Genomic DNA, 14,235 nt, shown 5'->3' on the forward strand with positions numbered 1-14,235 from the left:
ATTATGAATATTGATATTGTTTTTTCCGGTGGTGGCGTAAAAGCCTTTGCTTTTGTAGGTGCACTGGATGTTCTTGACCAAGCTGGCTACCGCTATAAAAGAATAGCTGGAACGAGTGCAGGTTCCATTGTAGCTGCCCTTTTATCCGCTGGGTACACCAATACGGAAATCAAAGATCTAATGAAAGAAATGAATACGGAAACATTGCTCGATCGTAAAGTCCCCATATTTCGTTTTCCATTTGTTAAGTGGCTCAGACTTTATTGGCAAATGGGACTATATAGTGGTTCAAGTTTTGAAGAGTGGATAACTCAGCTTTTACTAAAAAAGGGTATTCGAACATTTGGAGATTTAGAAGAAGGGTCACTGAGAGTCATCGTTTCTGATATTACGCAAGGTAAAATGGTGATTTTACCTGATGATCTTCATCAATATGGAGTAGATCCTAGAATGTTTTCAGTAGCAAGAGCTGTACGTATGAGTTGTAGTCTTCCATTTCTATTTGAACCCATCTCCCTCTTTAATCAAAATGCTGAAAGGTGCTTAATCGTTGATGGGGGAATGCTAAGTAATTTTCCAGTCTGGTTATTCGATCAAGGAAATGAGAAACCAGATCGACCTTTTCTTGGTTTGCAACTCAGTCAAAAACCAGATCTATTACCAGCTAGAAAAATAAAAAATGGTGTGGATCTTCTTCAGGGAATATTCCAAACGATGCAAAGAGCACATGATACAAAATACATATCAAAATTTGCGGCATCAAATATTATTTTTATCCCTGTTAATCATATCAAAACGGCAGACTTTGATTTAACGAATAAGGACAGAGAAGAATTATTTAATTTAGGGAAAAAACAAGCACTTCAATTCCTAAAAAAATGGACATATTAAAAAAATCAGTTAATAATATAAAACAAAGAGGCAAGGCGTGGATTAAGGGGCATTTATACACAAAAAAAACTTGCCTTAGGCAAGTTTTTTTAAAAAAGCATCCGTTTTCTCTTTTTGTGTTTTTTTCCATTAATAACGGTTAAATGTCCATGGTCTTTAGCTTTGGTTAAATTTATATTTCTTTTTAAATGGGTATCGGAAGAGATGACTTTAAAATTATGCTGCAATGCACGACTAGATCGAGACCTACTTTGAATAAAATGGTTCTTTGAGCGATGACGTTGTTTTTTCTTTGATTGCTTTACTGCTTTTCGATAAGCCGTATATTCTGTTTTATTGGTACTTACTCCCATAAGACGTTTGATAAGGAACATACCAAGAAAAACAACTAAAACCATGATTAGAAGCTGACTAAACAAGGCCATAGGATGGTAAATCAAATTAATGAATAATCCAATTGCTGCAAGGCCGATGATGAACCAGAATATGAGGGGATACATGAGAGATTTCACGACAACTCACCTCCAAATTTTTATACAACATGGCTTTTATTAACCATTGATTTGGCTCCTTCTATCATTGCTTCACGTTTTATCATTTCTTCAAACGCTTGGATGGCGACTTCAACTTGATCTGTATCAGGTTCCTTTGTAGTAAGTAACTGCAACCATAAACCTGGGTAACCAAGCCATTTTAAGAAAGGAATACCTCTTACGCGATTGGTTAAACGTAAGACTTCATACGCAATACCTAAATCAAGAGGAATAAGCGCAATACGTGATACGAGTCGCAACCATAAAGGATCCGTTGGAACAAAGAAATAGAGAGCAACACTGATAAATGCAGAAAATAAGATAAAACTAGAACCGCATCGATAATGTAATCGCGAGGCATTCATAACATTTTCTACAGATAATGGTAAATCATTCTCGAAGGCATTAATCACTTTATGCTCGGCACCATGATATTGAAAAACACGTTTCATCATGGGAGTCAAAGAAACAAAATAAATATAACCTAGCAAAAAGGCAATCTTGAAAAAGCCTTCTAATATAATTTGACCAGAGTGATGACTTACAATGGGTGAAAAAAAGCTTGCTAGAAATGCAGGAACAAGTGTGAATACGAACTTTGCAAATAGAAAAGACAAAATCCCAAGTACAGCAATACCAATGACAAAGCCGAATGACTTTTTCTTCTCTTCACTTCGAGGCGTTTCGTTTGTCTGGTCAAACACTTCGGAAGAGAAATTCAAATGTTTGGTTCCAAGAGCACTTGATTCTAAGATAGCGACAATACCACGTAAGACAGGAACTTTTTTTAATCTATTTAGTAAAGGGTAGCTCTTTTTTTGACATTCAAAGAAGTCAATGGTACGATCTTGCCGTCTGACAGCGGTTACAGTGGTATATTTCCCACCCATCATCACACCTTCAATAACGGCTTGACCACCGTAGCCAGTTTGTTTATTTGCCATAAAAACACCAACCTTTTAATTACTCATCTCTTTTTTAAACAGTGAGTTATGGTATAAAAATGTTATTGACTATATGGTTCGTATCGACTGTAAAAATCAGGACCATATAATCATAAATTTTATCTCACTATCTATTTTACTAGAAAAGCAAGCAAACCACTAGGTTGAATAACCAACTTTTTTAAATGGATTTCCGACAAATATGGCTAGGATCTGCCTTCATACATAGAATCAAGTCTCAGATTAAGATCCAAAATTATTATTCCCGTATATATTAATTAATATACGTTAAATAATAAAAAATGCGAAAAAGAAAGCGCTTTATTTTCCATACTCTTATTATATTATATATGTTTACGAATTTGTATCTAATTTATGTTAAAAATAAAAAAAGTTATGGTTGCGGGGGAATACTGATGAAGAAGGAGGCTATTAAGAAAAAAGATGGATACATAAAGCTTCCGAATGATAAGTAAATAAAGGGGTTAAAGTGAAATAATACATAGGCTTCAGGATAAAAAAATCTCACGATAAATGAATTGATCAACTTATGGATATACTATTCCTTGAGTAATTAACCTCATTTTAAAATGGGAGGGTTTGACATGCCTGAAACCTCAAAAAAGGAAGACAAACAGGATAAATCATTGGGTCGTATTGCTGTTATAGGTTTTTTTGCAGGACTTATTTGGAGTTTAGTTGGATTCGTTGAGAGGTATCTTAACTTTTCAAAAGTGGGACCTTCATTGATTCTTAAACCATGGGCACTTGGCGATTGGAAAAATCATTTATTAGGCGAATTTATTGGTATATTGGTTATTTGCCTTCTATCGATAGTTTTAGCCCTTTTATATAAGGTCACTTTGGCTAAAATTAAATCGATCTGGATGAGTGTGCTTTTTGGATTTTTCCTATGGGTTCTCGTTTTCTACGTATTCCAACCATGGATACCGGGTTTAGAGACAGTACGAGAACTGGGGAGGAATACAATAACAACGACGTTATGCTTATACATTTTGTATGGGTTGTTTCTAGGTTATTCCGTTTCTTTTGATGTTGATTCGAGTAAAGATTCAAAAGCCTATTCAAATAAATGATGCTATGCTAAAATATAATAGGAGAGTCTTAATCTACATACGTTCAAAAGGAGTTTAATTATGCATCACTTTCTAGTCATTAATGGACCCAATTTGAATGCATTAGGACAGCGTGAACCGACGATTTATGGCACTAATACATTAGACTCTTTAGAGAACGAGGTAAAGACTTTTGGAAAAGAACGAGGTTGTCATGTAACATGCGTACAATCCAATTATGAAGGAAAAATTATAGACTGGATTCACGATGCACCCAAACAGTATCAAGGCATTGTCTTAAATCCAGCCGCTTTCACACATTACAGTATCGCTATTCGTGATGCTCTTTCCAGTATTGATTTACCTGTTATCGAGGTGCATATATCAAACGTGCATCAAAGAGAAGCTTTTCGTCATAAATCCGTGACGGCACCTGTCGTTATCGGTCAAATTGTTGGTTTAGGCTTTAAGGGTTACACTTACGCACTTGATTACCTATTAAAGACGGTTCAAAAAGAGGATAAAAACATTTAGAGATAAAATAAGTTCATCAAACTTTGTCTCTAAATAAAAGCAAAGTTTACTCCCCTGAACTTTTGAACAAGTAGTAAAAAAATTATCATCATTAGATGTCCAGTTAGGCGTTACGGGCTTTTGTAGGAGGAAAAATATGATATCAGTAAATGATTTTCGTACAGGATTAACCATTGAAGTGGATGGTGGAATTTGGTCTGTTATTGAATTCCAACATGTTAAACCCGGTAAAGGAGCAGCGTTCGTACGCTCTAAATTAAGAAATCTTAGGACTGGTGCCATTCAAGAAAAAACGTTCCGTGGTGGAGAAAAAGTTGGCCGTGCCCACATTGATAACCGTAAAATGCAGTACCTATATGCAAGTGGTGATACCCATGCGTTTATGGATCTCGAAAGCTATGAACAAATTGAACTTGATGCTTCTCAAATTACTGAACAATTAAAGTTTTTAAAAGAAAATATGGAAGTGAATATCCAATCATATCAAGGTGAAACACTTGGTGTAGAACTTCCAAATACAGTCGTTCTTGAAGTAGTTGAAACTGAACCAGGAATTAAAGGAGATACAGCCTCAGGTGGTTCAAAACCTGCTACACTAGAAACGGGCTATGTTGTTAACGTTCCTTTCTTTGTTAATCAAGGAGATCAACTTATCATAGATACCCGTTCTGGAGACTATGTATCAAGAGCATAACTAGTTTCACTTTATCTCATACGAATAAAGAGAGCTTTCTTGATCAAAATTAAATCGTATACAAAACTGTCTCTATTTTGAGTTAATATTGTAAGAATATGTCACTAACACCATATAGACTAAAGATGATCTTCATTTGAGGATCGTCTTTTTTTTATGCATAGATAAAGGGTAGGCTTGCATATATTTGATTGAGATGACTAGGCTGACAAATCCTTATGCCTTACTCATTCGATTTTAGGAAATTAAAGGATGGGTGTTATGAAAGAAGTTCTTAGAATACTACCACAATCAATTCAGCAAATTTTTTTGAAACTGCCAGAAAAAGAGATACAGCATATTGAAGAAATACGCTGTCGAATCGGACAACCATTAGAACTTGTCACTTCGGATAACTATGATCTTCGAGCATCACGTCAATTTCCGGTTTTTAATGAGAAAGAAGCAGAGGACATGCTTCAAAAACTAAGTAACTATTCTCTATATACACTTGAAGAAGAACTAAAAAGAGGTTACATCACGATTCAAGGTGGACATCGAGTCGGATTATCAGGAAGAGTCATAACAGAACAAGGACATGTGAGACGTATTCGAGATGTAAGTTCTTTTAATATTAGAATTGCTCGAGAGATAATCGGTGTTGCTACACCGCTCATCCCATATCTGAATAACAATGAAAAAAGATGGCAAAGCACATTAATCATTGGGTCACCACGAACAGGTAAGACCACATTATTAAGAGACCTGGCACGGATCATAAGTGAAGGTAGTCAAGAAAGAAGCATCCCTCCAAGAAAAGTTGGGATTATTGACGAAAGATCAGAAATTGCTGGATGTATCAGAGGAATTCCTCAAAATCAATTAGGTTCTCATGTTGATGTGTTAGACGCATGTCCAAAAGCTGAGGGTATGATGATGATGATACGATCAATGAGTCCTCATGTCCTCATTGTCGATGAGATAGGACGCAAGGAAGATAGTGAAGCGTTGATTGAGGCTATGAATGCAGGAGTATCTGTGTTAGCAACTATCCATGCAAATGGTTTTGAACAGGTTTCAAGGCGCCCAATGATGAAGTCATTATTACGAGAAAAAGTATTTGACCGTTTTATTGAAGTAACCAGTTGCCCGAAAAGAAAACAGACACACATGGGTCGTATCAGAGATATTCGTGATGCAAACGGCTTATCATTACTACATGTCAAGGAGTTTTAAAGATGTTAAAACCTATTGGTGCCATTCTTATCATACTAACAACGACGTGGATGGGTTTCATTGTGTCCAAGCAATATAGTGATCGTCCAAAACAATTAAGACAATTCCGCTCAGCCTTACAATCATTAGAAGCCGAAATTGTGTATGGTTTAACCCCTATACAAGTAGCAGCAGAACATCTGGCTACTCAATTACCTAAGCCGTTATCCTTTTTTTTTAAAACATTATCGGATGCTTTAGTTGATTCTAAAGATAATTTACAAAAAGTATGGGAAAATTCAATCCACTCATTTTGGCCAAGCACCGCACTAAAGAAAAATGAGAAGGAAATTTTATTACAATTTGGAGCCACTCTTGGAAAACAAGATAGCGAAAATCAAAAAAAACAAATTCAATTAACACTAGCACATCTTGAACGTGAAGAGAACGAAGCTCGCGTGGCTCAATCAAAATATGAAAAAATGTCTAAAAGTCTTGGGTTTTTAAGTGGAATCCTCATTGTTTTATTGCTGATTTAGGAGAGATAGATGATGTCTTTCTGACTCAAATAGGAGGTGCTAAGATGTCTCTGGATGTTAATACCATTTTCCAAATTGCAGGTATTGGAATTATTGTCGCTATGATTCAGACCGTTCTTAAACAAATGGGAAAAGATGATTGGGCACAATGGGTCACACTGATTGGTTTTGTCGTTATTTTGTATATGGTTGCGACGCTTATTAATGATCTTTTTGAAAAAATAAGAGAAGTTTTTCTCTTTCAATAAAAGAAACCTTTTATGATGATCGGGCTTTAAAAGAATCTATTTGTCTCCTCACTTCTCATATAGCCCTTATCGATTAGAGGTGGGAGTTCATTCAATGCGAGATCCAAGAAAAGGAGGGCTTGACCATTGATATTCTCCAAATAGTGGGTTTAGGTTTAGTTGCGACTTTTATTGTTCTTATTTTAAAAGAGCAGAAGCCGAGCCTTGCTTTCTTATTGTCCATCTTTGTTGGAGCCCTTATTTTTCTTTATTTAATAGATCAAATCAAACTTGTCATGGACATGCTTATAGAAATTGCGTCATCCGCACATCTAAACAACGTCTACGTTGAAACTATTTTAAAAATTATTGGAATAGCTTACATCGCGGAATTTGGTGCGCAAATTACAAGGGATGCTGGTGAAGGCGCTTTAGCGTCAAAAATTGAGCTTGCTGGAAAAGTTCTTATTCTTGTTTTAGCTATTCCAATTATGAAGGCGGTCATACAGACCATAATTGGTTTGATTTCGCAATGATGAAAGGGGAAAACTTATGCTAGATAAAAGGGCGACTAAAATATGGAATTTGACTGTTGTTCTATTTATAGCCTTGTTTATTATGCTTTGTTCTCCAGACGTTGCTTATGGCCAAACTTCTGAGCAAAATTGGGTTGATAAACAATTTAATTCTATGGATCTCTCCCAAATAGAGGATTATTGGCAAAAGATCACACAAGAGTATGATGGTTTCTTGCCAGAAAGCCAGAAGGTCGATTTTAAAAGTCTAATAACATCGGACAAACAAGGTGTGCTTCATGATTGGATGATCGGTTTAATAAAATATTTGTTTCATGAATTGTTAGTGAACGGAAAATTACTTGGTACATTGCTTTTATTGTCTGTTTTTTCAATGATACTTCAAACGCTTCAGAGCGCATTTGATCATCAATCTGTTTCAAAAGTAGCCTACGGGGTTGTTTATCTCGTGCTATTAATTTTGCTACTTAATAGTTTTAAGGTTGCGATAACTTATGCTTCAGATGCAATTGAAAATATGAGCCATTTTTTATTGGCACTTATGCCCATGTTATTAGGGTTAACTGCTGCAACTGGAGGCGTTACATCCGTCGCCTTTTTTCATCCTTTAGTCATATTACTAATTAATACGAACGGGTGGTTAATTGCGAAATTTGTCCTGCCTCTTTTATTTCTATCGGCACTTGTTTCAATCGTAAGTACGTTAACTGAGCAATACAAATTAACTAAACTGGCTTCACTATTAAAGAATATCGCCATCGGAACGTTAGCTGTTTTTTTTGCTGTTTTTTTAGGTGTTATGTCAGTTCAAGGGGCGGCAACTTCAATTACTGATGGTGTTCTAATGAAGTCTGCTAAATTTTTCACAGGGAATTTCATCCCAGTTATTGGACGAATGTTTACCGAGGCGACAGATACCGTTATCGGAGCGTCCGTTTTACTTAAGAACACCATAGGAATAGCAGGGTTAATCCTGCTAGTTTGTCTGATTGCGTTCCCAGCACTTAAAATTTTGTCCCTTGTCCTTATTTATAATATCGCAGCGGCCTTAATTCAACCTCTTGGAGGAGGCCCCATTATTGAGAGCTTAAGTATAATGGCTAAGAGTATGATCTATGTTCTCGCCTCTCTTGTCATCGTCTCTTTAATGTTTTTTCTGGCTTTAACCATCATTATAGCATCTGGGAATCTTTCACTCATGGTGAGATAAGGAGGGAGAAGCATGTCCTATCTAATTAATTGGTTAACACACGTGATTTTTATCGTTTTCTTTGCCATTATTCTTGACATGCTACTGCCAGCTAAAGCCTTTCAAAAATATGTTAAACTCGTCATCGGTTTAGTGATTATTGTATCCCTCCTCGATCCACTGCTTAAAATTCTACACGTCGATATGGATCAAGCGATATTAAAAGCTAGCATGACTAATGACACGTCTCAAACAAAAAATTTAATAAATACAAATAAAAGTGAAATAGAAAGTGAACAAGCTGCATATATTCATAACACGCTGGTTAACAAGATGAAGAATTATGTAAAGGAGGCGTTAGTTGACCGTTATGGTTTAGAGATTAAGCAACTAAAGGTCAAAACAAGCGATGACACACAAAACACACTGACTGTTGACCAAGTGGCTGTTGTTGTTGGACAAACAGATCCAAGAGATGATATGAAAGACACCAAAGATGAGATTAAACCTGTTGATCATATACAGGTCGACATTTCAAACTCACATAGCACGTCTGAAAACAAAATTGAAGCTCAAGAACATGCAGAGATAAAAAAGGTACGCCAATTTTTGGCTAAGGAATGGGGCATCGATGAAAAAGTGATACAGATTCAAAAGGAAGGAGGAGAATAAGTGTCTTTGATACAGTGGATAAAAGATCAATTGTTTAAGAAACAAACGGATAACTCCCAAAAAAAACATCTAAATAAGCAAACTTTATTATTACTAGGTATCTTAGGTATATCATTCATGCTGATCAGTCATTTTTTTACATCGTCTTCTGGGACAGACAGTCAAGACTCTTTGCCTACGGTTACTCATCCGAAGTCTTTGTCGACGAATCAACTTCAGTCAGCAAAAGAAAAGCTTGGAACGAGTAAATTCTCCTCCATGAGCAAGTATGAATCGTATTATAATCAACGCTTAGCTCGTATCTTAGAACAAGTAACAGGCGTATCAAAAGTTTCTGTCATGGTCACCTTTAGTTCAACAGAAAAAAATATCTATCAAGATAACGTCAAAACCCAGACGAATCAAACCGAGGAACAAGATCGAAATGGCGGGACAAGAACTGTCAACGAAAAAAATGAGGATAGCGAAGTGGTTGTTATTGACAATAATAGCCAGAAAACACCTGTCGTCGTTGGTAAAGAGCAACCCGAAGTTAGAGGGGTTCTTGTAGTGGCAGAAGGGGCTAATAACCCTACATTGAAGTCTTGGATTATGCAAGCTGTAAGTACGGTGCTTGACGTACCTAACTATAAAGTACAAGTATTACCCAAACGTTAAGGAGGAGAATGAATGGTGCTAAAAAAACAAACAGTATGGTTATTAACAATGTTAAGTTTAATTATTGTATTATCGGTTTATTATATGACGTCTCCTGGTAAACCAGCTTCAACAGCACTTGATACAAGTAGTCAAGTAGATGAAGCACAAAATAAAAAAGACGTCATAACAACAACAGCAACAGACGATAAAATGGCCGAGTACAGGATTAAACATGCTGATGCACAAAGTAAACTTGAAAAAGAATATCAAGGCGTGATTGATTCAGATAAGAGTTCCACACAAGCTGTTAGTAAGGCCTATGATAAATTAGAGTCATTAAAAACTGTGGCAAGCAATGAAAAACTACTTGAAGATGTGATTAAATCGAAAGGCTATTCTGATGCTGTTGTCATGGCAGACGGGGAAAGTGTACAGGTCGTCGTAGCAACAAAAAGTCTTTCAAATAAACAAGCGAATACGATTATGAAATTAGCAAATGAATATTTAGGAGCAGATAAATTAGTCAAAGTAGATTATGAGCTTACAAAAAAGTAAAATAACGATGATAAGCAAAAGTGAATTTTAAATTTTATATTAGAGAAGTTTTTTCTTTTAAAATCGGATAAAATAAAGGCTAGTGAGTTTATCACTAGTCTTTATTTTGATTTTCTAAGAATGAAAGTTTTTTTAGATATTCAAAGTAGAAAAAACATGATACATATACATTAGTGGACTGTACCTAAGATAGGGCTTGTGATATGATCTTAAAAGCAATCATCCTATATCCTATGATATAATGGTATAAAAGATGGACAAGATAAAAAGGAGTGCTAATAGTGTTAAAAATAGAGGATATTCGCGAATTAATAAAGGTGATTGATGATTCTTCAATTAATGAATTTGAATATGAAGAAGAAGGCACAAAAATCTCCCTTAGAAAACAAATTGAAGGTGCCACTCAAGTTGTTCAAGTACCTTCTCAATCGGTACCTGCTTTAAATCCAGTACATACCGAACCGTCTACTCAAGAGATCGAGAATACGGCTTCTACTTCACAAGTCGAAGACACTGTAGATCAAGCTAAGTTACATACAATCGAATCACCTATGGTTGGAACCTTCTATGCCTCATCTAATCCAGATTCAGAAGCATTTGTGCAAAAAGGATCAAAAGTCAACAAAGACACGGTGGTTTGTATCGTAGAAGCCATGAAACTATTTAATGAAATTGAGGCAGATGTAAAAGGCGAAATCGTTGACGTTCTCGTAGAAAACGGACAACTTGTTGAATTTGGTCAACCACTCTTTGTGGTTAAAGAAGATTAGAGGTTGATATCATGATAAAAAAATTATTGATCGCTAACCGAGGAGAAATTGCCGTCCGAATTATTCGTGCTGCAAAAGAACTTAATATAGAAACAGTCGCCGTCTATTCACAAGCAGACAAAGATGCCCTGCACGTTCAACTGGCGGATGAAGCCTATTGTATTGGACCTTATCCAGCAAAAGACAGCTATCTAAATTTCACTAATATCATGAGTGTTGCGACTTCAACAGGTGTAGATGCTATCCATCCAGGGTATGGATTCTTAGCCGAGAATGCCGACTTCGCTGAAATATGTCGAGAATGTAACATTATATTTGTTGGTCCTTCACCTGAGGCAATTAACAAAATGGGGATTAAAGATGTTGCAAGAAGTACAATGAAAGAAGCGGGAGTCCCTGTTGTTCCAGGTTCTGAAGGTATTATACAAACAATTGAAGAAGCAATTAGCGTTGCGGATACCATTGGTTATCCTGTTATAATTAAAGCAACGGCCGGTGGTGGAGGTAAAGGAATTCGTATTGCTAGAGATGAAGAGGAATTGAAAAAAGGGATCGCAATTACACAAACCGAAGCTGAAAAAGCGTTCGGAAACCCTGGTGTCTATATCGAAAAATATATTGAAGATTTTAGACATGTAGAAATACAAGTCCTTGCTGATAATTTTGGTCACGTGATTCATTTAGGTGAAAGGGATTGTTCTATACAACGAAGGCTTCAAAAACTTGTTGAGGAAAGTCCGTCACCAGCTCTCGATGAAGACAAACGTCAGGAAATGGGAAATGCGGCGGTTAAAGCGGCTGCAGCTGTACAATATTCCGGTGCCGGAACAATTGAGTTTATTTATGCAGCAGACGGGAATTTTTATTTCATGGAAATGAATACACGTATTCAAGTTGAACACCCAGTAACGGAGTATGTAACGGGTGTCGATTTAATCAAAGAACAGCTTTTAGTTGCTTCTGGTAAACCATTATCCTATAAGCAAGAAGACATCAAAATGACAGGTCATGCCATCGAATGCCGAATTAATGCCGAAAATCCTGATAAAAACTTTATGCCATCATCTGGACGTGTTGAAACCTATCTACCACCAGGTGGACCAGGTGTCCGTATTGATTCTGCCGTTTACCAAGGTTATGTCATCCCACCGTACTATGATTCAATGGTTGCTAAAATCATTACGTATGGTAATACTCGTCAGGAAGCGATTAATACAATGAAACGAGCCCTAAATGAATACGTTATTGAGGGGATATTCACAACGATTCCGTTTCATTTACGACTGTTAAATCACCCTGTTTTCGTTCGTGGAGATGTTAATACGAAATTCCTTGAAAAATATCCATTAACAGAAAAGAATTAATTATGGAGGTGACTGAAGTGGAAGACAATCATAAACAAACATTTGAAACAAATGAACTTGGGCAAGATTTAGGTAATGTCGAAATCTCACCTGAAGTCATCGAGGTTATTGCAAGTCTAGCTGCGACTGAAGTGATAGGTGTTGCATCCATGCATGGTGGATTTGCCAATGGGGTCGTTGAAAAAATTTCAAGACGCAATTACGGTAAAGGCGTCAAAGTTGAATTAACGGATGAAGGTATTTTAATAGATGTTCAACTGCATATGAATTATGGTGTATCGATTCCTGAAGTTGCTGAAAAAGTTCAAAAGAATATCTTAGATACATTAACCGTTATGACTGGATTAGATGTATTAGCTATTCATGTTCATGTTGTTGGCATTGAATTCGGAGAGACTAATAAGAAAGACAATGATTAGGAATAATGAATAAAAAGAGCGTGTTTAAGAAAGAAAGTCTTTCACTTCTTTTTTGAATCGCCTAAAAATCAAAGGGAAACCCCTTTGATTTTTATTTGGAGATTCTGTTATGTATGCTATTATTTTAGGTGTATGGCAGGATCAAGAAGGGAGTTATCTAATGAATCGCAGGCAAGCTAGGGAGAAAGCGGTCCAAGCTTTATTCCAAATTACAGTCGGCCAGACCGACGCTGAGGAAGCTATCCACAATGTCCAAGAAATGGATAAAGGGAGTCAATTGAATCCTCTATTTGAACTACTCGTTCATCAAACCATTCATCACATGCCAGACATCGATGAACAGATAAAAAAACATTTAATCAACTGGCAATTCGATCGAATAGCCAATATTGATAAAACAATCTTACGGTTAGGGACATGTGAGTTGCTTTATTTAGACGACATTCCAACTTCTGTAAGTTTGAATGAGGCTGTTGAGTTGGCCAAACTTTTTGGAGATGAGAAAACAAGAAAATTTGTCAATGGTATTTTGTCTCAGATAGCGGTTGATCTAAAGAAAAATTAATAGACCAATAACATAGTGATTGAAGGGAGAATTTTTAAATGGTAAAGCTCATTGATGGAAAAGCCATTGCGGCTTCAAAGAGAAAAGAAATGAAATTAAAGGTTGACGAACTTAAAGGCAAAGGGGTTAACCCTGGACTCGCCGTTTTATTAATTGGAAATCATCCAGCTTCCATTTCCTATGTCAAAGGAAAAATTCGTGACTGTGAAGAAGTGGGGATTCATTCAGAATTGTTAAGATATCCTGATACGATTTCTGAAGACGAGCTTCTTTCAGAAATTGAGAAATTAAATCAAAATGAATCGATCCATGGGATTCTTGTTCAACTTCCATTACCAAAACAAATATCTGAAAGAAAGGTCATTGAAACGATTGCACCTGAGAAAGATGTTGATGGGTTTCATCCTTTAAATTTAGGGAAAATGCTAACTGGACAAGACACATTCTTGCCATGTACACCATTTGGTATTATCGAAATGTTGAAATCCGAAAACATTGAGATTGCTGGAAAACACGTTGTCATTGTTGGAAGAAGTAATATCGTCGGAAAACCAGCTGGTCAACTGTTCTTAAATTTAGATGCTACGGTAACCTATTGCCATTCAAAAACACCTTCTTTATCAGAACATACAAAGCAGGCTGACATCCTTGTTGTTGCAGTCGGAAGAGAGAATCTTATTGGCGCTGATGATGTGAAAAAAGGCGCAGTAGTTATTGACGTTGGCATGAACCGAAATGACAAAGGAAAACTTGTAGGCGATGTATCTTTTGATAGTGTCAAAGAGATTGCAGGATACATAACTCCCGTACCGGGTGGCGTGGGACCTATGACAAGAACCATGTTACTTGAAAATACAATCAAATCAGCCCTAATGGAAATTGGCGGCAAATAGA

Annotated in this window: 19 protein-coding genes; 17 read left to right on the top strand and 2 right to left on the bottom strand. The window is 36.4% G+C overall.

Annotated features, from left to right (window positions below; genetic code table 11):
* Positions 1 to 3: 3 nt before the first annotated feature.
* Entirely contained in the window at positions 4 to 891 is an 888-nt protein-coding gene (locus GMB86_RS11700; RefSeq protein ID WP_155220168.1) for a patatin-like phospholipase family protein, read from the top strand.
* An 89-nt stretch (positions 892 to 980) separates the two neighbouring features.
* Here GMB86_RS11700 and GMB86_RS11705 read toward each other — a convergent pair whose 3' ends face one another.
* Both GMB86_RS11705 and GMB86_RS11710 read right to left on the bottom strand, forming a co-directional pair.
* Positions 981 to 1,403, bottom strand: a complete 423-nt coding sequence (locus tag GMB86_RS11705) for an SA1362 family protein (RefSeq protein ID WP_155220170.1) — start codon at positions 1,401 to 1,403, stop codon at positions 981 to 983.
* A 20-nt stretch (positions 1,404 to 1,423) separates the two neighbouring features.
* Complete coding sequence (locus tag GMB86_RS11710; RefSeq protein ID WP_155220172.1) at positions 1,424 to 2,368, bottom strand: DUF1385 domain-containing protein; 945 nt, start codon at positions 2,366 to 2,368, stop codon at positions 1,424 to 1,426.
* A 605-nt stretch (positions 2,369 to 2,973) separates the two neighbouring features.
* Between GMB86_RS11710 and GMB86_RS11715 the strand changes: the two genes are divergently transcribed.
* The 16 genes from GMB86_RS11715 (at position 2,974) to folD (ending at position 14,234) form a co-directional block, all read left to right on the top strand.
* Entirely contained in the window at positions 2,974 to 3,465 is a 492-nt protein-coding gene (locus GMB86_RS11715) for a YqhR family membrane protein (protein ID WP_155220175.1), read from the top strand.
* A 60-nt stretch (positions 3,466 to 3,525) separates the two neighbouring features.
* Positions 3,526 to 3,978, top strand: a complete 453-nt coding sequence (gene aroQ, locus GMB86_RS11720) for a type II 3-dehydroquinate dehydratase (RefSeq protein ID WP_155220177.1) — start codon at positions 3,526 to 3,528, stop codon at positions 3,976 to 3,978.
* A 136-nt stretch (positions 3,979 to 4,114) separates the two neighbouring features.
* Positions 4,115 to 4,672 carry an elongation factor P gene (efp, locus tag GMB86_RS11725; RefSeq protein ID WP_155220179.1) on the top strand — a complete coding sequence of 186 codons (558 nt, stop codon included), beginning with the start codon at positions 4,115 to 4,117 and terminating at the stop codon, positions 4,670 to 4,672.
* Positions 4,673 to 4,933: 261 nt separating this feature from the next.
* Entirely contained in the window at positions 4,934 to 5,887 is a 954-nt protein-coding gene (spoIIIAA, locus tag GMB86_RS11730; RefSeq protein WP_155220181.1) for a stage III sporulation protein AA, read from the top strand.
* 2 nt (positions 5,888 to 5,889) lie between these two features.
* The gene (gene spoIIIAB, locus GMB86_RS11735) at positions 5,890 to 6,405 is read left to right on the top strand and encodes a stage III sporulation protein SpoIIIAB (protein WP_155220183.1); all 516 of its coding nucleotides are present in this window, start codon (positions 5,890 to 5,892) and stop codon (positions 6,403 to 6,405) included.
* A gap of 44 nt (positions 6,406 to 6,449) precedes the next feature.
* A complete protein-coding gene (gene spoIIIAC / locus GMB86_RS11740; protein WP_155220185.1) occupies positions 6,450 to 6,653 on the top strand; it encodes a stage III sporulation protein AC in 204 nt (67 codons plus the stop codon).
* Between the two features lie 119 nt (positions 6,654 to 6,772).
* Entirely contained in the window at positions 6,773 to 7,168 is a 396-nt protein-coding gene (spoIIIAD, locus tag GMB86_RS11745; protein ID WP_155220186.1) for a stage III sporulation protein AD, read from the top strand.
* Positions 7,169 to 7,184: 16 nt separating this feature from the next.
* Positions 7,185 to 8,378, top strand: coding sequence for a stage III sporulation protein AE (spoIIIAE, locus tag GMB86_RS11750; protein WP_155220188.1), 1,194 nt, complete (start codon positions 7,185 to 7,187; stop codon positions 8,376 to 8,378).
* Between the two features lie 12 nt (positions 8,379 to 8,390).
* Positions 8,391 to 9,029: a stage III sporulation protein AF gene (gene spoIIIAF, locus GMB86_RS11755; RefSeq protein ID WP_155220190.1), complete on the top strand. Its 639-nt coding sequence runs from the start codon at positions 8,391 to 8,393 to the stop codon at positions 9,027 to 9,029.
* Positions 9,030 to 9,686, top strand: coding sequence for a stage III sporulation protein AG (gene spoIIIAG, locus GMB86_RS11760; RefSeq protein ID WP_155220192.1), 657 nt, complete (start codon positions 9,030 to 9,032; stop codon positions 9,684 to 9,686).
* A 12-nt stretch (positions 9,687 to 9,698) separates the two neighbouring features.
* On the top strand, positions 9,699 to 10,223 hold the full coding sequence (locus GMB86_RS11765; RefSeq protein ID WP_155220194.1) for a SpoIIIAH-like family protein: 525 nt from the start codon (positions 9,699 to 9,701) through the stop codon (positions 10,221 to 10,223).
* Positions 10,224 to 10,504: 281 nt separating this feature from the next.
* The gene (gene accB / locus GMB86_RS11770) at positions 10,505 to 10,993 is read left to right on the top strand and encodes an acetyl-CoA carboxylase biotin carboxyl carrier protein (protein WP_329602904.1); all 489 of its coding nucleotides are present in this window, start codon (positions 10,505 to 10,507) and stop codon (positions 10,991 to 10,993) included.
* Positions 10,994 to 11,004: 11 nt separating this feature from the next.
* Positions 11,005 to 12,357: an acetyl-CoA carboxylase biotin carboxylase subunit gene (accC, locus tag GMB86_RS11775; protein ID WP_155220196.1), complete on the top strand. Its 1,353-nt coding sequence runs from the start codon at positions 11,005 to 11,007 to the stop codon at positions 12,355 to 12,357.
* Between the two features lie 17 nt (positions 12,358 to 12,374).
* Complete coding sequence (locus GMB86_RS11780) at positions 12,375 to 12,776, top strand: Asp23/Gls24 family envelope stress response protein (RefSeq protein ID WP_329602905.1); 402 nt, start codon at positions 12,375 to 12,377, stop codon at positions 12,774 to 12,776.
* Between the two features lie 160 nt (positions 12,777 to 12,936).
* Positions 12,937 to 13,341 (top strand): transcription antitermination factor NusB, encoded by a 405-nt coding sequence (nusB, locus tag GMB86_RS11785; RefSeq protein WP_155220268.1) that lies wholly within the window; start codon positions 12,937 to 12,939, stop codon positions 13,339 to 13,341.
* Positions 13,342 to 13,379: 38 nt separating this feature from the next.
* A complete protein-coding gene (gene folD, locus GMB86_RS11790; RefSeq protein WP_155220200.1) occupies positions 13,380 to 14,234 on the top strand; it encodes a bifunctional methylenetetrahydrofolate dehydrogenase/methenyltetrahydrofolate cyclohydrolase FolD in 855 nt (284 codons plus the stop codon).
* Position 14,235: the final 1 nt, after the last annotated feature.

Origin of the sequence: Terrilactibacillus tamarindi (assembly GCF_009718825.1) — a bacterium.
Taxonomy (GTDB): domain Bacteria; phylum Bacillota; class Bacilli; order Bacillales; family Sporolactobacillaceae; genus Terrilactibacillus; species Terrilactibacillus tamarindi.

Excerpts from the sequence above, each read along its gene's own strand:
- GMB86_RS11700 (WP_155220168.1), top strand. The coding sequence starts at position 4 with ATGAATATTGATATTGTTTTTTCCGGTGGTGGCGTAAAAGCCTTTGCT.
- GMB86_RS11710 (WP_155220172.1), bottom strand. The coding sequence starts at position 2,368 with ATGGCAAATAAACAAACTGGCTACGGTGGTCAAGCCGTTATTGAAGGT.
- GMB86_RS11715 (WP_155220175.1), top strand. The coding sequence starts at position 2,974 with ATGCCTGAAACCTCAAAAAAGGAAGACAAACAGGATAAATCATTGGGT.
- aroQ (WP_155220177.1), top strand. The coding sequence starts at position 3,526 with ATGCATCACTTTCTAGTCATTAATGGACCCAATTTGAATGCATTAGGA.
- efp (WP_155220179.1), top strand. The coding sequence starts at position 4,115 with ATGATATCAGTAAATGATTTTCGTACAGGATTAACCATTGAAGTGGAT.
- spoIIIAA (WP_155220181.1), top strand. The coding sequence starts at position 4,934 with ATGAAAGAAGTTCTTAGAATACTACCACAATCAATTCAGCAAATTTTT.
- spoIIIAB (WP_155220183.1), top strand. The coding sequence starts at position 5,890 with ATGTTAAAACCTATTGGTGCCATTCTTATCATACTAACAACGACGTGG.
- spoIIIAC (WP_155220185.1), top strand. The coding sequence starts at position 6,450 with ATGTCTCTGGATGTTAATACCATTTTCCAAATTGCAGGTATTGGAATT.
- spoIIIAE (WP_155220188.1), top strand. The coding sequence starts at position 7,185 with ATGCTAGATAAAAGGGCGACTAAAATATGGAATTTGACTGTTGTTCTA.
- spoIIIAF (WP_155220190.1), top strand. The coding sequence starts at position 8,391 with ATGTCCTATCTAATTAATTGGTTAACACACGTGATTTTTATCGTTTTC.
- GMB86_RS11765 (WP_155220194.1), top strand. The coding sequence starts at position 9,699 with ATGGTGCTAAAAAAACAAACAGTATGGTTATTAACAATGTTAAGTTTA.
- accC (WP_155220196.1), top strand. The coding sequence starts at position 11,005 with ATGATAAAAAAATTATTGATCGCTAACCGAGGAGAAATTGCCGTCCGA.
- nusB (WP_155220268.1), top strand. The coding sequence starts at position 12,937 with ATGAATCGCAGGCAAGCTAGGGAGAAAGCGGTCCAAGCTTTATTCCAA.
- folD (WP_155220200.1), top strand. The coding sequence starts at position 13,380 with ATGGTAAAGCTCATTGATGGAAAAGCCATTGCGGCTTCAAAGAGAAAA.